Origin of the sequence: Pseudomonas sp. MPB26 (assembly GCF_046605355.1) — a bacterium.
In the GTDB taxonomy this organism is placed as follows: domain Bacteria; phylum Pseudomonadota; class Gammaproteobacteria; order Pseudomonadales; family Pseudomonadaceae; genus Aquipseudomonas; species Aquipseudomonas cedrina.
Map to the genome: position 1 here is coordinate 3,728,617 of NZ_CP176793.1, position 19,036 is coordinate 3,747,652.

At 59.5% G+C, this 19,036-nt stretch carries 16 protein-coding genes; 15 read left to right on the plus strand and 1 reads right to left on the minus strand.

Going from position 1 to position 19,036, the window contains the following annotated elements; all coding sequences use genetic code 11:
• Positions 1–55 precede the first annotated feature (55 nt).
• A complete protein-coding gene (phhA, locus tag ACLH0H_RS17340) occupies positions 56–847 on the minus strand; it encodes a phenylalanine 4-monooxygenase (RefSeq protein ID WP_411378930.1) in 792 nt (263 codons plus the stop codon).
• Positions 848–1,103: 256 nt separating this feature from the next.
• Here phhA and ACLH0H_RS17345 point away from each other — a divergent pair, with 256 nt between their 5' ends.
• The 15 genes from ACLH0H_RS17345 (at position 1,104) to ACLH0H_RS17415 (ending at position 18,927) form a co-directional block, all read left to right on the plus strand.
• Positions 1,104–2,666, plus strand: a complete 1,563-nt coding sequence (locus ACLH0H_RS17345; protein ID WP_411378931.1) for a sigma-54-dependent transcriptional regulator — start codon at positions 1,104–1,106, stop codon at positions 2,664–2,666.
• Positions 2,667–2,996: 330 nt separating this feature from the next.
• Complete coding sequence (locus tag ACLH0H_RS17350) at positions 2,997–3,737, plus strand: flagellar basal body rod protein FlgF (RefSeq protein ID WP_169376321.1); 741 nt, start codon at positions 2,997–2,999, stop codon at positions 3,735–3,737.
• Positions 3,738–3,803: 66 nt separating this feature from the next.
• On the plus strand, positions 3,804–4,589 hold the full coding sequence (gene flgG / locus ACLH0H_RS17355) for a flagellar basal-body rod protein FlgG (RefSeq protein WP_411378932.1): 786 nt from the start codon (positions 3,804–3,806) through the stop codon (positions 4,587–4,589).
• A gap of 53 nt (positions 4,590–4,642) precedes the next feature.
• The gene (gene flgH, locus ACLH0H_RS17360) at positions 4,643–5,338 is read left to right on the plus strand and encodes a flagellar basal body L-ring protein FlgH (protein WP_169376323.1); all 696 of its coding nucleotides are present in this window, start codon (positions 4,643–4,645) and stop codon (positions 5,336–5,338) included.
• 27 nt (positions 5,339–5,365) lie between these two features.
• Positions 5,366–6,454, plus strand: a complete 1,089-nt coding sequence (locus tag ACLH0H_RS17365; RefSeq protein WP_411382429.1) for a flagellar basal body P-ring protein FlgI — start codon at positions 5,366–5,368, stop codon at positions 6,452–6,454.
• A gap of 4 nt (positions 6,455–6,458) precedes the next feature.
• On the plus strand, positions 6,459–7,730 hold the full coding sequence (gene flgJ, locus ACLH0H_RS17370; protein WP_411378933.1) for a flagellar assembly peptidoglycan hydrolase FlgJ: 1,272 nt from the start codon (positions 6,459–6,461) through the stop codon (positions 7,728–7,730).
• 10 nt (positions 7,731–7,740) lie between these two features.
• Complete coding sequence (gene flgK, locus ACLH0H_RS17375; protein ID WP_411378934.1) at positions 7,741–9,789, plus strand: flagellar hook-associated protein FlgK; 2,049 nt, start codon at positions 7,741–7,743, stop codon at positions 9,787–9,789.
• 14 nt (positions 9,790–9,803) lie between these two features.
• Positions 9,804–11,408, plus strand: a complete 1,605-nt coding sequence (locus ACLH0H_RS17380) for a flagellar hook-associated protein 3 (RefSeq protein ID WP_411378935.1) — start codon at positions 9,804–9,806, stop codon at positions 11,406–11,408.
• Between the two features lie 276 nt (positions 11,409–11,684).
• Complete coding sequence (locus ACLH0H_RS17385) at positions 11,685–12,614, plus strand: ketoacyl-ACP synthase III (protein WP_411378936.1); 930 nt, start codon at positions 11,685–11,687, stop codon at positions 12,612–12,614.
• 478 nt (positions 12,615–13,092) lie between these two features.
• Complete coding sequence (locus ACLH0H_RS17390; RefSeq protein WP_411378937.1) at positions 13,093–14,511, plus strand: flagellin; 1,419 nt, start codon at positions 13,093–13,095, stop codon at positions 14,509–14,511.
• A 74-nt stretch (positions 14,512–14,585) separates the two neighbouring features.
• Positions 14,586–14,936 (plus strand): flagellar protein FlaG, encoded by a 351-nt coding sequence (locus ACLH0H_RS17395; protein WP_411378938.1) that lies wholly within the window; start codon positions 14,586–14,588, stop codon positions 14,934–14,936.
• A gap of 79 nt (positions 14,937–15,015) precedes the next feature.
• The gene (gene fliD / locus ACLH0H_RS17400; RefSeq protein ID WP_411378939.1) at positions 15,016–16,419 is read left to right on the plus strand and encodes a flagellar filament capping protein FliD; all 1,404 of its coding nucleotides are present in this window, start codon (positions 15,016–15,018) and stop codon (positions 16,417–16,419) included.
• Positions 16,420–16,559: 140 nt separating this feature from the next.
• Complete coding sequence (gene fliS / locus ACLH0H_RS17405; protein WP_411378940.1) at positions 16,560–16,964, plus strand: flagellar export chaperone FliS; 405 nt, start codon at positions 16,560–16,562, stop codon at positions 16,962–16,964.
• Positions 16,965–16,989: 25 nt separating this feature from the next.
• Positions 16,990–17,286, plus strand: coding sequence for a flagellar protein FliT (locus ACLH0H_RS17410; RefSeq protein ID WP_411378941.1), 297 nt, complete (start codon positions 16,990–16,992; stop codon positions 17,284–17,286).
• Between the two features lie 165 nt (positions 17,287–17,451).
• A complete protein-coding gene (locus tag ACLH0H_RS17415) occupies positions 17,452–18,927 on the plus strand; it encodes a sigma-54 dependent transcriptional regulator (RefSeq protein ID WP_411378942.1) in 1,476 nt (491 codons plus the stop codon).
• Positions 18,928–19,036 lie beyond the last annotated feature (109 nt).

The following is a 19,036-nucleotide window of genomic DNA, read 5'->3' on the forward strand; positions in this document are numbered from 1 at the left end:
CCCTAAAGCAACGCGGGGCCAGGGAGAAGACTCACCTGGCCACAAAATATGAGGTTCACGCAGCCTTGGGCTTGGGCGCAAACTTCGGTGCGTGCAACCCAAGCTGCATGCCGCGCTCGACCATGCCCATGATGTCTTCTTGCGCCACGTCGAACAGGCGCTTGAGTTCGGGCAGCACGAAGTACAGCGGTTGCAGAATGTCGATGCGATACGGCGTGCGCATCGCTTCCAGCGGGTCGAACGCCTGATGCTCGGGCTCTGAAGACAGGCTATACACCGTCTCCCTGGGCGACGACAGGATGCCGCCACCGTAGATGCGCCGGCCTTGGGGCGTGTCCACCAGGCCGAACTCGATGGTCATCCAGTACAGGCGCGCCAGGTAGACACGTTGCTCCTTGGTGGCCGCCAGGCCGAGCTTGCCGTAGGTGTGGGTGAATTCGGCGAACCAGGGGTTGGTCAGCAGAGGGCAGTGGCCGAAGATCTCGTGAAAAATATCCGGCTCTTGCAGATAATCCAGTTCTTCACGGGTACGAATAAAGGTCGCCACGGGAAACTGCTTGCTGGCGAGCAACTCGAAAAAAGTCTGGAAGGGAATCAGTGCCGGTACGCGGGCGACTTGCCAGCCGGTGGTCTCGGCCAACACCTTATTGATTTCGCCGAGTTGCGGAATGCGATCATGTGGCAGGCCGAGCTTATCGATGCCGTCCAGGTATTCCTGGCAGGCACGGCCCTCGATCACTTTTAACTGGCGAGTGATCAAGGTGTTCCACACCGCGTGTTCTTCCGGCGAGTAGTGGATAAAGCCTTGCGCGTCGGGTTCGCGGGCCACGTATTGCGTCTGCTTCATACGGCTCTCCTGCTAGGCATTCGTTCTTGTTATGTCCTGCTATGGGCTTATTGATAACCCGTGCGCGGCAAGATTCCATCCGCCTGAACAGCCAACATGTAGGAAAAATTACCGATTATCGTAAAGTATTCGTTACGTTTAGGCGGATGACCGTGGTGTTGGGCTGGGAAATCCCTCGGGACTGTCACATAATCTTGACGACTATCTGCGCCAGCGACAAAAAGACACTGCGCCTACCCACCTTTCGAGCCTCTTCATGCGTATCAAAGTGCACTGCCAGAACCGCATCGGCATCCTGCGGGACATTCTCAACCTGCTGGTGGAGTACGGCGTCAACGTTGCCAAGGGCGAGGTCGGCGGTGAGCATGGCAACGCCATTTACCTGTACTGCCCTAACCTTGTGAACATGCAGTTCCAGGCGCTGCGCCCGCAGTTCGAGGCGATTGCCGGCGTATTTGGCGTGAAAAGGGTAGGGCTGATGCCCAGCGAGCGCCGGCACATGGAGCTCAATGCACTGCTCGGTGCCCTGGAGTTCCCGGTGTTGTCGATCGACATGGGCGGCTCCATCGTCGCTGCCAACCGCGCCGCGGCGCAGTTGCTTGGGGTGCGGGTGGATGAGGTGCCGGGCATTCCGTTGTCGCGCTATGCCGAGGACTTTGACTTGCCGGAGCTGGTGCGAGCGAGCAAATCGCGAATCAATGGCCTGCGCGTCAAGGTCAAGGGTGACGTGTTCCTGGCGGACATCGCGCCGCTGCAGTCTTCCGAACACGATGACAGCGAGGCCATGGCCGGTGCCGTGCTGACCCTGCACCGTGCCGATCGCGTGGGGGAGCGCATCTACAATGTGCGCAAACAGGAACTGCGCGGCTTTGACAGCATCTTCCAAAGTTCCAAGGTCATGGCCGCCGTGGTCCGTGAAGCCCGACGCATGGCGCCGCTGGATGCGCCTCTATTAATAGAAGGCGAAACCGGCACGGGCAAAGAGCTGTTGGCCCGCGCCTGCCACCTGGCCAGCCCGCGTGGGCAGTCGCCGTTGATGGCGCTTAACTGCGCCGGCCTGCCCGAGTCGATGGCCGAGACCGAACTGTTCGGCTACGGCCCCGGCGCCTTTGAAGGCGCACGCGCCGAAGGCAAGCTGGGGCTGCTGGAGCTGACGGCGGGCGGTACCTTGTTTCTTGACGGTGTCGGGGAGATGAGCGCGCGCTTGCAGGTGAAATTGCTGCGCTTTTTGCAGGACGGCTGCTTTCGGCGGGTCGGCAGTGATGAAGAGGTGTACCTGGATGTGCGGGTGATCTGTGCGACCCAGGTGGACTTGTCCGAACTCTGCGCACGGGGTGAATTCCGCCAGGATCTCTACCATCGGCTCAATGTGCTGTCCTTGCATATCCCGCCTTTGCGTGAATGCCTGGATGGCTTGGCGCCTTTGGTTGAGCACTTTCTCGACCAGGCCAGCCGACAGATCGGTTGCCCATTGCCCAAGCTGGCGCCCGCCGCGATGGATCGCTTGAGCCACTACCATTGGCCCGGCAATGTGCGGCAGTTGGAAAACGTGCTGTTTCAAGCGGTGTCGCTGTGCGAAGGCGGCACGGTCAAGGCTGAGCATATTCGTTTGCCCGATTACGGCGTGCGTCAGCCGCTTGGCGATTTTTCGCTGGAGGGAGGGCTTGAAGCGATCGTCGGCCGTTTCGAGAAGGCGGTGTTGGAAAGTTTGTATGCGCAGCATCCCAGCAGCCGGCAGTTGGGCAAGCGGTTGGGGGTGTCACATACCACCATCGCCAACAAGCTGCGTGATTACGACATTCTCAAGGCTGGCAAATAATCAGCTGACTGAACACGGTCAGAAAACTGTGGGAGCTGGCTTGCCTGCGATAGCGATGGACCAGGCACTACAGGAGTAGCTGAAGTGCCGCTATCGCAGGCAAGCCAGCTCCCACATTGAATCTTTGTCGTTTGTAGGACCGCTACTTGCCGTAAGCGGCAGTAGTCCGCCGTTTTTTCGACTCTCACCTGACCCTTAAATCTGCATACCTGCCCGCAAACCCCCGTCCCGCCTGCACTTCACCGTCTTCTTCAAAGTTGGTTCGCAAATTGCTTAAGCCTCATCAGTACAGCGGTGGGCGGCAAGCGTCCGTCAGAAAGAGGAAGAAGCGTGGACAAGTACCTTTATGTGGCAATGACCGGCGCCAGCCAGAATGCACTGGCGCAGAAGGCCCATGCCAACAACCTGGCGAACATTTCCACCAATGGTTTCCAACGTGACCTGGAACAGGCGCGTTCGATGCCGGTGTTCGGTGACAGCTTTCCGGCGCGGGCCTTTGCTCTCACCGAACGTCCGGCCACTGACTTCACGCCCGGCGCGATGATCGAAACCGGTCGCGACCTCGACGTGGCCGTCAGCGGCGACGGCTGGATGGCCGTGCAGACCCCGGATGGCGGTGAAGCCTATGTGCGCAGCGCCAGCATGAACGTTGATGCGCTGGGCGTGCTGCGCGCCGGCAACGGCATGCCGATCATGGGCAACGGTGGCCCGATTGCCGTGCCGCCCCAGCAGAAGATCGAAGTGGGCGCCGACGGCACCATCAGCATCCGCGCCATGGGTGAAGGCCCACGGGTGATGGCTGAAGTGGACCGCATCAAGCTGGTCCAGCCTGACCTTAAGAACATGACCAAGGGCCTGGACGGCACCATCCACACCAAGGATGGCCAGCCGGCCCAGGCCGACGCGAACGTCACGCTGAACTCGGGCTTCCTGCAGGCGAGCAACGTCAATGCGGTGGAGGAGATGACCGCAGTGTTGGCGCTCGCCAAACAGTTCGAGCTGCACATCAAGATGATGAACAGCGCCAAGGAAGATGACCAGGCCATGACGCGCGTCATGCAAATGAGCTGACGAGCAATCACCGAATTCTAATTGTGTAACGCGCCGCCAACAAACAGGCGCGCAGAGGAGAACAGCATGCTTCCGGCTCTATGGGTTGCCAAAACAGGTTTGTCCGCCCAGGACACCAACCTGACCACCATTTCCAACAACTTGGCCAACGTATCGACCACGGGTTTCAAACGTGATCGCGCCGAGTTCCAGGACTTGCTCTACCAGATCAAGCGCCAGCCTGGCGCCCAGTCGACCCAGGACAGCGAGCTGCCATCGGGCCTGCAACTGGGTACCGGTGTGAAAATCGTCGGCACCCAGAAGAACTTCACCGCCGGTAACCTGCAGCAGACCGGCCAACCGCTGGACATGGCGATCAACGGCAAAGGCTTCTTCCAGATCCTGCAACCGGATGGGACCACGTCCTACACCCGTGACGGTACTTTCCACCTGGATTCCAACGGCCAGATCGTTACCGCCAACGGCTTCGCGCTGGAACCTGCGATTGTGGTGCCAGCCGATGCGCAGACCTTCACCGTCGGCAACGATGGCACCGTCTCGATCACCGTGGCCGGCAACCCGGCGTCCCAGGTGATCGGCAACCTGCAGACCGCCGACTTCATCAACCCGGCCGGCCTGCAGGCCATGGGTGGCAACCTGTTCCTGGAAACCGCCTCCAGCGGCGCGCCGCAAATCGGCACCCCCGGCCTGAACGGTTTCGGCACCACGCTGCAAAGCACCCTGGAAACCTCCAACGTGAGCACGGTTGAGGAGATGGTCAACATGATCACCACCCAGCGCGCCTACGAGATGAACTCCAAGGTGATCTCCACCGCCGACCAGATGCTCTCGTTCGTCACGCAGAATCTGTAAATCAAGTCTATGGGCGCCCTCGGGGGCGCCGGCAACACCGTGAGGTTAGGGTCATGAATCGCTTTGTTTCTGTTCTGGCATTGAGTGGGATCGCCGTGCTTGCGGGCTGTGTCGCCCCGACGCCAAAACCCAATGACCCGTACTATGCGCCGGTGTTGCCGCGCACGCCGCTGCCGGCTGCGGCCAATAATGGCTCGATTTACCAGGCAGGTTTCGAGCAGAACCTGTACAGCGACCGCAAGGCGTTCCGGGTCGGCGACATCATTACCATCACCCTGAACGAGCGTACCCAGGCCAGCAAGAATGCCAACTCCCAGGTCGGCAAGACCAGCAAGGCCGGTCTGAGCCTGACCTCGCTGTTCGGCGCCGTGCCCAACGTCAACAACCCGCTGGGCGATGGCGACTTGAGCTTGAACGCCGGCTACAGCGGCGACCGTGCCACCAACGGCAAGAGCGCGGCAGGGCAGGGCAACAGCCTGACCGGTTCGATCACCGTGACCGTGGCCGATGTATTGCCCAATGGCATCATCGCCGTGCGCGGTGAGAAGTGGATGACCCTCAATACCGGTGACGAGCTGGTGCGCATTGCCGGCATGGTCCGCGCCGATGACATCTCCACCGACAACACCGTGCCGTCCACGCGGATTGCCGATGCGCGCATCACCTACTCCGGTACCGGTGCTTTTGCCGATGCGAGTCAGCCAGGCTGGTTCGACCGTTTCTTCCTCAGCCCGCTGTTCCCTTTCTAGGTGGCCACTTTGAAACTCAAACAGCTGATGGCGGCCGCATTGTTGCTGAGCCTGAGCGTCGTCGCCCAGGCCGAACGCCTGAAAGACATCGCCAGCATCTCCGGCGTGCGCTCCAACCAGTTGATCGGTTACGGCCTGGTGGTGGGGCTCAGCGGTACGGGTGACCAGACCACTCAGACCCCTTTCACCCTGCAGACCTTCAACAACATGCTCTCGCAGTTCGGCATCAAGGTACCGGCGGGTTCGGGCAACGTGCAGCTCAAGAACGTCGCGGCGGTGTCGATCAGTGCCGACCTGCCGGCGTTCTCCAAGCCGGGCCAGGTGGTGGACATCACCGTGTCGTCCATCGGTAACTCCAAAAGCCTGCGTGGCGGCACCTTGCTGATGACGCCCCTCAAGGGTATCGACGGCAACGTCTACGCCATTGCTCAGGGCAACCTGGTGGTGGGCGGCTTTGATGCCGAAGGTCGCGACGGTTCGAAGATCACCGTCAACGTGCCGTCGGCGGGGCGAATTCCCGGCGGCGCCACGGTTGAACGCACCGTGCCCAGCGGTTTCAACCAGGGCAACAGCCTGACCTTGAACCTCAACCGCTCCGACTTCACCACCGCCAAGCGCGTGGTCGACAAGATCAACGACATGCTTGGCCCTGGCGTGGCCCAGGCCATCGACGGCGGCTCGATCCGTGTGACGGCGCCGCTGGACCCAAGCCAGCGTGTCGACTACCTGTCGATCCTGGAAAACCTCGAGGTCGACCCGGGCCAGGCGGTGGCCAAAGTCATCATCAACTCGCGTACCGGTACCATCGTGATCGGCCAGAACGTCAAGGTCTCGCCGGCGGCGGTGACCCACGGCAGCCTGACCGTGACCATCACCGAAGACCCGATCGTCAGCCAGCCTGGGCCGTTGTCCAACGGCCAGACTGCCGTGGTCCCGCGTTCGCGCGTCAATGCACAGCAAGAAGCCAAGCCGATGTTCAAGTTCGGCCCCGGCACCACCCTGGATGAGATTGTCCGCGCGGTGAACCAGGTGGGCGCAGCGCCCGGCGACTTGATGGCAATCCTCGAAGCTTTGAAACAGGCCGGCGCCTTGCAAGCCGACCTGATCGTGATCTGAGGCCATGGCCATGGATATGCGCAAAAGTGGTATCAGCAGCACGGCGGACTCGGGGTCTTACTCCGACTTGAACCGGCTTAACCAGCTGAAGGTCGGTGACGACAAGAACAGCGAAGGCAACATGCGCAAAGTGGCGCAGGAGTTCGAGTCGCTGTTTTTGAACGAGATGCTCAAATCCATGCGTTCGGCTACCGAGACTTTGGGCAAAGATAACCCGATGAACACGTCGGCGGCCAAACAGTACCAGGAAATGTACGATCAGCAACTGGCGGTCTCGATGTCTCGCGAAGGCGGCGGTATCGGCCTGGCCGACGTGCTGATGCGCCAGATGCAAAAAAACAAACCGGTGGAGGCCCAGGCCGCCACCCTGCAGGGCCCGGCAGCGGTTGAGCCTGCGAAGAAGGCCAATGTGCCGACCGAGATTGCCGCCGGTACCCAGGCACAAGGTCCACTGGGCCGCTCCAACGGCCAGCGGCCGCTGTGGGCGATACGCGTGGCTGAACCGCAGGGCGGCGCCGCGGCCTCCCACAGCAACGACATCGCCTTGATGAACCAGCGTCGTATCGCCTTGCCGAGCAAGCTGACCGATCGTCTGCTCGCCGGCATCGTGCCGACCACCCAGGTCGCCACCGAAGCCAAGGCCGCGCCGCTGCGTAACAGCGCCTTGCAAGACAATGTGGTCAACAGCACCGCGCGCCGCGTTGGCGTGCCCAGCGACCGCATGCAGGTTTACAGCCGCGCCGTGGCCCAGCCACCGTTGGCGCCGGCGAAGAAAGCCTTCAGTTCGCAGGATGAATTCGTCGCCACCATGTTGCCGATGGCCGAAGCGGCCGCCAAGCGCATTGGTGTCGATCCCAAGTACCTGGTGGCCCAGGCTGCGCTGGAAACCGGTTGGGGTAAATCGGTGATGCGCGCCCAGGACGGCACCAGCAGCCATAACCTGTTCGGCATCAAGGCCGGCCAGAGTTGGCAGGGCGAGAAGGCGCGTGCAATCACCAGCGAGTTCCGTGACGGGGCAATGGTCAAGGAAACGGCGCAGTTCCGTTCCTACGACTCCTACCAAGATAGCTTCCATGACCTGGTGACGTTGTTGCAAAGCAATGATCGCTATAAAGACGTGTTGAGTTCGGCCGATAACCCGGAACAGTTTGTACGTGAGTTGCAAAAGGCCGGTTACGCCACCGACCCGAACTACGCCAGCAAGATTTCGCAGATCGCCAAGAACATGAACAGTTACCAGAATTACGCTGCCGCGGGCGCGACCACTCTTTTATAAGGTCTGAACCATGAGTTTGCTCAATATCGGGATGTCGGGGCTTAACGCCGCTCAAGGATCGTTGACGGTCTTGAGTAATAACATCGCCAACGCCAATACGGCCGGCTATTCGCGTCAGCAGACCACCCAGAGCGCGAACGCGTCGAACCCGTTCGGCGGCGTATTCATCGGCAGCGGCACCACCCTGGCCGACGTGCGCCGGGTGTACAACGAATACCTGGACACGGCCTACCAGAACAGCACCTCGCTCAACGCCGATGCCAAGGCTTACCTGGACCAGGTGAGCGCCGTGGATAAGACGCTGTCGGACAAGACCACCGGTATGTCGGCGGTGCTCAGTTCGTTTTTTGCGGCGGTGCAAACGGCTTCGGGTAACCCGAGCGATGTGACCGCCCGTCAGGTTCTGATTACCAGCGCGCAGACCCTGAGCAACCGTTTCAACACGATCTCCAGCCAGTTGAGTCAGCAGAAGGAAACCATCAACGGCCAGTTGGCCTCGATGAGTGATCAGGTCAACCAGTTGACCGCATCGATTGCTTCGCTCAACAAGCAGATCAATCAAGTGCAGGGTTCGACCAACACCGCACCGGCCAACCTGCTCGACTCGCGCGCCGAAGCCGTGCGTTCGCTCAATGAGTTGATCGGCGTGACGGCCACCGAAAAGAACGGTGTGTTCAGTATCAGTACCGGCAGCGGGCAATCACTGGTTTTGGGTGACCAGTTCAGCACCATTTCCGCCGTGCCGAGCAGAGGCGACACCAGCCAGTACACCATCGAGCTCAATGCGCCCGGCGGTACCAAGCTCGACCTGGGCAACGTGCTCAGCGGGGGCAGCATGGGCGGCCTGTTGCGTTATCGCAGCGACGCGTTGATCCCGGCGATCAATGACCTGGGGCGCATCGCGGTAGTGACGGCTGATACCGTCAACAGCCAATTGGGCCAGGGGCTGGACCTCAATGGCGAGTTCGGCGCTTCGTTGTTCACCAATATCAACAGTGCGGCGGCCGTGGCCCTGCGCAGTCAGGCCGCGCAAGGCAACCAGGGCGCCGGCAGCCTGGGCGTGACCATCAAAGACACCAGCAAACTGACCAATTTCGATTACAAGGTCACCTTCAGCGACCCGGCCGATGCCAACAAAGTGACGGTGTTGCGCTCCGATGGCAAAGCCATGGGCAACTTTGATATTTCGGCGACGCCGCCCGCGGTGATCGATGGCTTCACCCTGGCGCTTACCGGGGGCGCGATGCAGGTCGGTGACAGCTTCAAGGTCAGCCCGACCGCCAACGGCGCCAAGGAGATCGGAACCGTCCTCACCGACGCGACCAAGCTCGCCTTTGCCGCGCCGCTGCTGGGCGAAGGCAGCAAGACCAACCAGGGTACCGGCAACTTCACCCCGCCGACCCTCACCGTTCCTCTGGATATCCAGGGCGGCGCCGCCACCGCGCAGTTGCAGGTCGGGATTGAGCATTCGATGCCGGTCAAGATGGTATTCGGCAAACCAGCGGCGGATGGCACGCAGCCGTACGCGCTCAACGATGCCCAGGGTAACCCGATCGGCAGCGGCAGCATTGTTCCAGGCCAGGGCAACAAAATCACCGTCAATGTGCCGATGCGTGATGCCAGCGGTGCCTTGGTGGTGCCGGCTGCCAGTTTCGGCTTCGACACCACGGTGGGCGGTTCGCCGGCCGACGGCGACAGCACTTCTTTCTCGTTCAATGCCGCGGGCAAGTCCGACAACCGCAACGCCCTTCAGTTGTCGGCCCTGCAGACCAAGGCGACCGTAGGTACCGCGGCCGATGGCAGCGGCGGTACCAGCCTGGTGGGCGCCAACAGTAAGCTGGTGTCCACTGTCGGCGCCAAGGCCGCTGCGGCCGGCACCGACACCACGGCCACAGGCGCACTGCTGACCGCCAACAAGAACGCACGCAATTCCGTGTCCCAGGTCAACCTGGATGAAGAGGCGGGTGACATGATCAAATTCCAGCAGTACTACACGGCGTCGTCGCAGATCATCAAGGCTGCGCAAGAAACCTTCAGCACGTTGATCAATAGTCTTTAAGGGAGCCAGGGACGATGCGCATTTCTACTCAGCAGTATTTCGAAACCAGCTCCGCCAAGTATTCGAGCAACTATTCAGGTGTGGTCAAGGCTCAAGACCAGGCCAGCAGCGGTGTGCGCGTGCAAACCGCGGCTGATGACCCGGTAGCGGCGGCGCGGCTCCTGATGCTGCAGCAACAGAAAGATATGTTGACCCAGCACAGCGCCAATATCACCACTCTCAAGAATTCGCTGAACAACGAAGAGAGCATCTTGAGCGCGATCAGTGACGCCATGCAGCGCGCCACTGAATTGGCCCTGCGTGCCGGTGGTTCTGGCAGCGACGCCGATCGCCGGTCGGTTGCCAGCGAGATCGGTGCGATTGAGGATCAGGTGTTGGGCTTGCTTAACAGCAAGGACTCGTCCGGCAACTATTTGTTTTCCGGATCCAAGACCCAGACGCCGCCTTATGCGCGCAACAACGATGGCACCTACAGCTACCAGGGCGATGAAACCCCGCTGAGTCTGCAAATTTCCAATACGCTGACCGTCAGCGCCGGCGATACCGGCAAGACGGTCCTGGAGGGCGCGGCCAACTCGGGTCGCACCCAGGCCCCATGGCTGGCGCCGGTGCCGCAGACCGTGCCGCCGACCATCAACGACAACAAGGTTGCGCTGTCGGCTGGCCTGGTCACCTCCAGTGCTGACTACGCGGGTAAATTCGCCGATGGCCAGCCCTACAAGTTGACGTTCACCAGCAGCACGCAATTTAAGGTGGCGGATAAAAACGGCATCGACGTCACCTCCGAGATTCCCGGCAACGGCACGTTCGACGCCACCAAGGAAGGCAGCTCGAGTGTTGCTCTGCGCGGCGTGAAATTCGATATCACCATGCGACTTGGCGAGGACGTCGCGCCAGGCGCCCCCTCCGACGTGCTGGTCAAGGATCGTACGTTCAGCCTGGAGTCCAAGCCCGATACGTTCAGCGTTTCGCGTACCCCCAGCAATGCGTCGAGTGCGCAATTGACCGGCGCTCGCGTATCCAGCCAGGCTGATTACACCAGCACGTTCCCGACCAACAGCGGGGCGATTATCAAGTTCACCAGCGCGACGGCCTACGAGGTGTATGCCCAGCCTTTCACCTCCGACAGCAAATCCATTGCCACGGGCGATACCGGCGGTGGCACCACGGTAACGGCGGCCGGGGTGACCTTTGACGTGAGTGCCGGGCCACCGCAGGCGGGTGATCAATTCTCCGTCGGCGCCAATACCCAGAAGACCCAGAATGCGCTGGACACCCTGGGCCAATTGCGCCGCGCGCTGGAAATGCCCGCCGATGGCAATCCGGCGGCGACCGTCAAGCTCAAGGATGTGCTGGATACGTCCATCGCCAACCTCGCCAACTCGACCTCGCAGATTGTCAATGTGCGCGGCTCCATCGGTGCGCGGGGCAACGCGCTGGATATTCAGGCCGATGGAAATACCAGCCTCACGATTGCCAACACCAGCACCATGAGTGAACTGGCCAACATCGACATGGGTGAAGCAGCGATCAACCTGTCGCTGCAGCAGACCATGTTGCAGGCTTCGCAGCTGGCTTTCGTGAAAATCTCGCAGTTGAGCCTGTTCAACAAGATGTAAGTGGCGTTACGTCAAGCGGCCCGCCCTGGAAACAGGGCGGGCCGTTGTCGTTTGCGGGGTTTAATTGTTTGAAGGTTTTGCGTAAAGCACACACAATTGAGTGACCTGCGAGTCATAAAGCGCATCTTCACTGTATCGTGTGAAAAGGATAAGGCGTCACAGGATCCTTGCGGGACGGCTTTCAGCGAGATTTTTATGGGGTTATCCCCTTTATTGTCAGCACTCCGGGCGCAGGCTCTGGGGTGTTCTCCAGCTATTTAGTATTGGGAAGCCACAATGATTGGCATAAAAAGCATCGCCAGTTACGTGCCGGTAGACGGGATCGATAACTACGCCCAGGGTGCCAAGTTCGCCAAGGATGAAGAATTTATCATTGGCAAGATCGGTTCGGCGTTCCTGCCGCGCAAGGAAGCCACGCAGGAGACATCCGATCTGTGTGTCGAAGCGGTCAACGCGTTGTTTGCCAACAACCCGGATTTGAAGCGCGAGTCGATTGACGCGCTGATCGTCGTCACCCAGAACGGCGATGAAGAGGGGTTGCCCCACACCGCCGCCATCGTCCAGGACAAACTGGGCCTGCCGACGCATGTCGCGGCGTTTGATATTTCCCTGGGCTGCTCCGGCTACGTCTACGGCATCTACGCGATGAAGGGCTTCATGGAAGCCGCCGGCCTGAAAAACGGCCTGCTGGTCACCGCCGACCCGTACTCCAAGATCGTCGACCCGGAAGATCGCAATACCACCATGTTGTTCGGCGATGCCGCCACCGCTACCTGGATGGGCGAAGACGCCCCATGGGTGTTGGGCAAGGCCAAGTTCGGCACCGACGGTTCCGGCGCGCCGCACCTTAAGGTCAGCAACGGTGTGTTCTTCATGAACGGTCGCCAAGTGTTCAACTTCGCCTTGCTCAAGGTGCCCGCGCATCTGCACGAGTTGCTCAATGAGTCGGATCTCAAGGCTGACGACATTGATGCCTTCTGCATTCACCAGGGCAGTGCTGCGATTGTCGATGCCGTGGCGCGGCGTTTCGAAGATGCGCCCGTGGACAAGTTCATCAAGGACATGGTCGAGACCGGCAACACCGTGTCGTCGAGCATTCCGTTGTTGCTGGAAAAGCACGTAATGGACGCCACCTGGAAGCGCGTGGCTATCAGCGGTTTTGGTGTGGGCCTGTCGTGGGGTTCGGCGATTCTTTACCGTCCGTGACACGCTAATAGGCTGCATAAAAACGCCCATGACCGAAAGGTCATGGGCGTTTTTTATTGGGCGATTGCCCTACATCTCTGTGGGTCTGTGGCGAGCGGGCTTGTTGTGGCGAGCGGGCTTGCCACAACAAGCCCGCTCGCCACAAGAGATTCGCCAGCTACTGAAAGTTATGTCCACTCGAGGCAGGCTTATAGGTCAGGAGGTGGGGAGAGGTGTGAAATGTCGTCCGCCTCAGTGGTGATACTGATCGTGCAATCATCGGCGTTTTTTTATTGGCGCCAGAAAAGCCAATGAATCCGGGGCTTTGGGCCGCTGTAACCCATTGAAATGCAAGGGGTGGCACGGTGCTAGTAAAAAATTTCAAAAAAAGACTCAAGCAACCGGCTACCACGACGATAACTATTACGTAGGTTCTCAGGCCACACCCGGCGGTTGCCAGGGCCGGAAGCCGCAGTATCCATCCATCGAGGATTTCGTCATGGCTTTAACAGTAAACACCAACATTGCTTCGATCACTACTCAGGGCAACCTGAACAAAGCTGGCGGCGCCCTGGCCACTTCCATGCAGCGCCTGTCTTCCGGCCTGCGTATCAACAGCGCTAAAGACGGCGCAGCCGATCTGGGTATCGCCACCCGTATGACCAGCCAGATCAATGGCCTGGGTCAAGCCATCAAGAACGCCAACGATGGTATCTCCATCGCGCAGACCGCTGAAGGCGCAATGCAGGCTTCGACCGACATTCTGCAAAAAATGCGTACCCTGGCTCTGTCTTCGGCGACTGGCTCCCTGAGCAACGACGACCGTAAGTCGAACAACGACGAATACCAGGCTCTGACTTCGGAACTGACCCGTATCGCACAAACCACTACCTTCGGTGGCCAGAAGCTGCTGGACGGTTCGTACGGTACCAAGTCCATCCAGGTTGGCGCCAACGCTAACGAAACCATCGGCCTGAGCCTGGAGAACGTTGCAGCCAACAACATTGGTTCGCAGCAGATCAACAGCCTGGGTATCGCCCCAAGCACCACGGGTGTCGCTGGCGGCGCAATCGCGGTTACCGGTAATGGCCAGACTTCCAGCGTCACTGTGGCTGCTGGCGCATCGGCTAAAACCATTGCCGCTCAACTGAACGGCGCCGTCGGTGGCCTGAGCGCTACCGCCAGCACCGAAGCTCAGTTCGAAGTAGGCGCTGGCGCTGCGGCTGCTCCAGCTTCGTTCACCATGACCGTTGGCGGCCAAGCCACCACGTTCGTTGGCGTAAAAGATACCGCCAGCCTGGCTGACCAACTGAAGTCGAACTCCGCCAAACTGGGTATCAGCGTTAACTACGATGAAGCCAAAAATACCCTGTCGGTTAAATCCGATACCGGTGAAAACCTGGCGTTCAGCGCTTCGACCGCTGCGGGCACCATCACCGTCGCCACCAAAGATGGCGCCGGCGCTTTCGGCACAGGCGTCGCCCTGGCTGACGGCTTGATCGCCACTGGTGCTGTAAACATGAACTCCTCCAAGGGCTACTCCCTGGAAGGCGCGGGTGTGACCGGTGTCTTCGGTGCCGCCACTTCGGCAGCTTCGGCCAAGACTTCCGTATCGCAGACCGACGTGACCGATGCCACCAAGGCACAGAACGCTGTTTCCGTGATCGACCAGGCCATCGCTACCATCTCCAGCTCCCGTTCGGGTCTGGGCGCTGTACAAAACCGTCTGACCAGCACTGTAGATAACCTGTCCAACATTCAGAAAAACAGCACGGCTGCCCGTAGTACGCTTCAGGACGTCGACTTCGCTTCCGAAGCCGCTGAACTGACCAAGCAGCAAACCCTGCAGTCGGCTTCCACCGCGATCCTGTCGCAGGCCAACCAACTGCCATCCGCTGTACTGAAGCTGCTTCAGTAATAACGGTAGCGGGTAACTGACGGAAGGGCGCGTTTACGTGCCCTTTTGTCTTTTCCAATCAGAGGAGATTGGGCATGGACATGAATGTAAAACTGAACTTGTCTTATCCGCCGCTGGCCCTTCAGGGCACTGCGGCACCTGTGATTGCGGACAAAGATAAGAGCAAGGTTGAAGCGGTCGCGCCAACTGCAGGCCCGTCCTCACAGGACGATCTGAAAAAAGCGGTCACAGATATTAAAGAATTCGTACAAGCGGCCCAGCGCAATCTGGATTTTTCCATTGATGATTCCACTCACCAGGTTGTGGTCAAGGTCATTGCCACCGACACCGGTGAGGTGATTCGCCAGATCCCTTCGGAAACGGCCCTGAAGCTGGCGCAAAGTTTGTCCAGTGCCAGTCACGTGTTGTTTGACGACAAGGCGTGAGCTGGCATGAAACTTGTTGCTGTCGCCGTTGAAGCGATATTCGTCAACATAACGGCAGCCACCAACTAGGAGAAAGATGATGGCGGGTACAACGATTACTGGCGTGGGGTCGGGCTTCGACACCCAGGCGATTGTGAAGTCCCTGGTGGATGCCGAACGAGCGCCGAAACAAGCGCAGATCAACCTGCAGTCGCAGAAGGCAACGACCCAGCTGTCGTCGATCGGCAAGATCCAGGCTGCTCTGGACGCCTTCCGTGGTGCGCTGACCAGCATGGGCACCGACAGCAGCTTCAGTGGCTTGACCGGTACGTCTTCGGACGAAAAGGTGGCCACCATGACCGCCAACCAGGGCGCGGCCAACGGCAGCTTTTCGCTGATCGTCAACCAGCTGGCAATGCCTTCGAAGTTGTCGACCGCCAGTTACGCCGGTGGCCAGTCCACTGTCGTCAACAGCACCGACAAGGCAACCACCCTGACCATCACCCAGTCGGGCAAGAAGTTCGACCTGAAAGTGCCGGCCGGGGCCACCTTGCAACAGGTGCGCGACTCGATCAACTCAACGTTCGGCACCTCGGGGCTGAGTGCCAACATCCTCACCGACTCCAACGGTTCGCGTCTGATCCTGACGTCCACTAAAGGCGGGGTAGGCTCGGACCTGACACTGTCGGGCAACTCCGGGATTGATACCGGCTACAAAGTGGTCGATGTGCCTCAGAACGCCAAGTACACCATTGATAATATTGCGGCGGAATCCACGAGCAACAGCATTTCCGATGCAGTGAGTGGCGTAAGCATCAAATTGCTGACGGTGTCGCCTTTGACCACGCCCTCGGATGCTAACTCCACGACACGTACTGCCCTGACCATCTCGGTCAGCACGAGCACCACTGCGCTCAAATCCGGGGTTAAGGGCTTCGTCGACACCTACAACGCGTTGCTCAAGGCGATGAACGCCGAGACCAAGGTGACCAAGGATGCGGCGGGTAACTCCATTGCTGCGACGCTGACCGGCGATGCGACCATGCGCACGCTGCAGTCGGCGATTCGCAACGAGTTCAACGCGCTGTCCGGCAACGGTACCTTCAAGTCGCTGGCGCAATTCGGTGTGACCTCTGACCAGGACACTGGCGCGCTGAGCATCGATGCCAAGCGGTGGGACAAGGCGGTGTTGACCAATGCTGCCGATATCACAAGTATCTTCAGCGGCAAGACCGGTATGCTGGCACGTATGACGGCGGCCACCGATGTTTACGCCAAGCCCTCCACCGGAATCCTGGCCACGCGCACTGCGTCGTTGTCCGAAAGCCTGAAGGACTTGATCAAGGATCAGACCAGCCTGGATGAACGTATTACGACAATGCAGGATTCCCTGACTCGTAAATACACCGCGATGGACACGCTGGTCGCGCAACTGCGTCAACAGAGCAGCAGTATTCTCGGCACGCTCAGTGCGATCAGTAATTCGAAAAACAGCGACAACTGATTGATCGGTTGAAAAAAAGCCCGGGTCCATTGACCTGGGCTTTCTTCTTTATGCGGCCATTGGGCTAAAGTATTTTGCAATCGAGTCGACATAATTGTTATTGAAACCCTTCTTGCTGTTGCTTTCCACGAGGTAGAAACATGAATCCCATGAGAGCCCTTCGCCAGTACCAGAAGGTCAATTCCCACGCTCAAATCTCCGAAGCCAGCCCGCATCGCCTGGTGCAGCTGCTGTTGGAAGGCGGCCTGGACCGGATGGCCCAGGCCAAGGGTGCCCTGGCGCGTGGTGATATTGCGCAGAAGGGCCTTCTGTTGGGCAAGGCTACCGATATCATTATTGGTCTGCGTGATGGCCTGAATGCAGAAAAAAGTGACAGCAAGGAATACGTTCAGCGCCTGGAAAGTCTGTATGTGTACATGACCAACCGGCTGATGGAAGCCAATCTGCACAATGATGCCGACATAATTGATGAAGTCGCGCAGTTGCTGATCACCGTGAAAGAGGGTTGGGATGCCATCGACCCGCCACAGGCAGCAGCACAATAAGGCCTCAGGCCTTGAGGAACACGCCATGAGCCAAGCACTGCAACGCATTGATGAAACCCGTGAGGCGCTGATCGGCGCGCTGGCGGACCGTAACTGGGACGCCATCGGCGAACTGGACATGGGCTGTCGTGGCGTGATTGACGAGGTGCTCAGCGAAGCGCCGGTGGATGAAGATGCGCTGCGCGAGAAGCTTGAGAGTCTGTTGACGGTGTACCAGCAGCTGCTTGAGGTGACGACGGGCGAGCGTCAGGCGATTTTCGAAGAGATGTCGCAGATCAACCAGGCGAAAAACGCGTCAAAGGTCTACCATCTGTTTGGTTGAACGGGCGCGGTTAAACCGACCGGCGCGTCATAAATTTGACCGTGCCAGCTTTTTTGACTTAACTAGTGCTGTTTTAAGATTTCAGACGTCTATAGAGTAAGAAGTCCTACAGCCGTCTCGATTGCTCTCACGGGCAGGAAGTTTTACTAGGGAAGTTGCTATTGCATGTGGCGTGAAACCAAAATTCTGCTGATCGATGACGATAGCGTCCGCCGCCGCGATTTGGCGGTGATTTTAAATTTTCTCGGCGAAGAAAATTTACCCTGCGGCAGCCATGATTGGCAGCAGGCTGTCAGCTCGTTGTCATCGAGCCGTGAAGTCATCTGTGTGCTGATCGGGACGGTAAACGCTCCTGGCGCTGTTTTGGGCTTGTTAAAGACACTGTCTACCTGGGATGAGTTCCTTCCGGTGTTGCTGATGGGCGATATTTCTTCTATCGACCTGCCGGAAGACCAGCGTCGCCGCGTGCTCTCCACCCTGGAAATGCCGCCCAGCTACAGCAAATTGCTCGATTCCCTGCACCGTGCCCAGGTCTATCGCGAGATGTACGACCAGGCCCGCGAACGCGGTCGCCATCGCGAACCCAACCTGTTCCGCAGCCTTGTGGGCACCAGCCGCGCCATTCAGCACGTGCGCCAGATGATGCAGCAGGTGGCCGATACCGACGCCAGCGTGTTGATCCTCGGCGAGTCCGGCACCGGCAAGGAAGTGGTTGCGCGCAACCTGCATTATCACTCCAAGCGCCGCGACGGGCCTTTTGTGCCGGTCAACTGCGGGGCGATCCCGGCGGAGCTGCTCGAAAGCGAATTGTTCGGCCACGAGAAGGGCGCCTTTACCGGGGCCATCACCAGCCGTGCCGGGCGTTTTGAGCTGGCCAACGGTGGCACGCTGTTCCTTGACGAAATCGGCGACATGCCGTTGCCGATGCAGGTCAAGCTGCTGCGCGTGTTGCAGGAACGCACCTTCGAGCGCGTGGGCAGCAACAAGACCCAGAGCGTCGACGTGCGCATCATTGCGGCGACCCACAAGAACCTCGAAAGCATGATCGAGGTCGGCAGCTTCCGCGAAGACCTGTACTACCGCCTCAACGTCTTCCCGATCGAGATGGCCCCGCTGCGTGAGCGCGTGGAAGACATCCCGTTACTGATGAACGAACTGATCTCGCGCATGGAACACGAAAAGCGCGGCTCGATCCGTTTCAACTCCGCCGCGATCATGTCCCTGTGCCGCCACGCCTGGCCGGGCAACGTGCGTGAGCTGGCCAACCTGGTGGAGCGCATGGCGATCATGCACCCCTACGGTGTGATCGGCGTGGTCGAGTTGCCGAAGAAATTCCGCTACGTCGACGACGAAGACGAGCAACTGGTCGACAGCCTGCGCAGCGACATGGAAGAGCGGGTCGCCATCAACGGCCACACCCCGGACTTCGGTTCCACCGCCATGCTGCCGCCCGAAGGCCTGGACCTGAAGGACTACCTCGGCAACCTTGAGCAGGGCCTTATCCAGCAGGCCTTGGACGACGCCAACGGCATCGTCGCGCGTGCCGCCGAGCGCCTGCGTATCCGTCGCACCACCCTGGTGGAGAAGATGCGCAAGTACGGCATGAGCCGCAAAGAAGGTGATGAACAGGCGGATGATTGACGCCTGTTTTTTAAACCACTGAAATCTCAGTGGTTTTTTTTCGGCACGGGTATTGCTACAGCCCTCGCAACGTTCCGTTTAACTGACGGTCAGCCAAGCGAGAGAGCAT

Coding starts and splice junctions, on each gene's coding strand:
- phhA (WP_411378930.1), bottom strand. CDS start 847: ATGAAGCAGACGCAATACGTGGCCCGCGAACCCGACGCGCAAGGCTTT.
- ACLH0H_RS17345 (WP_411378931.1), top strand. CDS start 1,104: ATGCGTATCAAAGTGCACTGCCAGAACCGCATCGGCATCCTGCGGGAC.
- flgG (WP_411378932.1), top strand. CDS start 3,804: ATGCTTCCGGCTCTATGGGTTGCCAAAACAGGTTTGTCCGCCCAGGAC.
- flgH (WP_169376323.1), top strand. CDS start 4,643: ATGAATCGCTTTGTTTCTGTTCTGGCATTGAGTGGGATCGCCGTGCTT.
- ACLH0H_RS17365 (WP_411382429.1), top strand. CDS start 5,366: ATGGCGGCCGCATTGTTGCTGAGCCTGAGCGTCGTCGCCCAGGCCGAA.
- flgJ (WP_411378933.1), top strand. CDS start 6,459: ATGGCCATGGATATGCGCAAAAGTGGTATCAGCAGCACGGCGGACTCG.
- flgK (WP_411378934.1), top strand. CDS start 7,741: ATGAGTTTGCTCAATATCGGGATGTCGGGGCTTAACGCCGCTCAAGGA.
- ACLH0H_RS17380 (WP_411378935.1), top strand. CDS start 9,804: ATGCGCATTTCTACTCAGCAGTATTTCGAAACCAGCTCCGCCAAGTAT.
- ACLH0H_RS17385 (WP_411378936.1), top strand. CDS start 11,685: ATGATTGGCATAAAAAGCATCGCCAGTTACGTGCCGGTAGACGGGATC.
- ACLH0H_RS17390 (WP_411378937.1), top strand. CDS start 13,093: ATGGCTTTAACAGTAAACACCAACATTGCTTCGATCACTACTCAGGGC.
- ACLH0H_RS17395 (WP_411378938.1), top strand. CDS start 14,586: ATGGACATGAATGTAAAACTGAACTTGTCTTATCCGCCGCTGGCCCTT.
- fliD (WP_411378939.1), top strand. CDS start 15,016: ATGGCGGGTACAACGATTACTGGCGTGGGGTCGGGCTTCGACACCCAG.
- fliS (WP_411378940.1), top strand. CDS start 16,560: ATGAATCCCATGAGAGCCCTTCGCCAGTACCAGAAGGTCAATTCCCAC.
- ACLH0H_RS17410 (WP_411378941.1), top strand. CDS start 16,990: ATGAGCCAAGCACTGCAACGCATTGATGAAACCCGTGAGGCGCTGATC.
- ACLH0H_RS17415 (WP_411378942.1), top strand. CDS start 17,452: ATGTGGCGTGAAACCAAAATTCTGCTGATCGATGACGATAGCGTCCGC.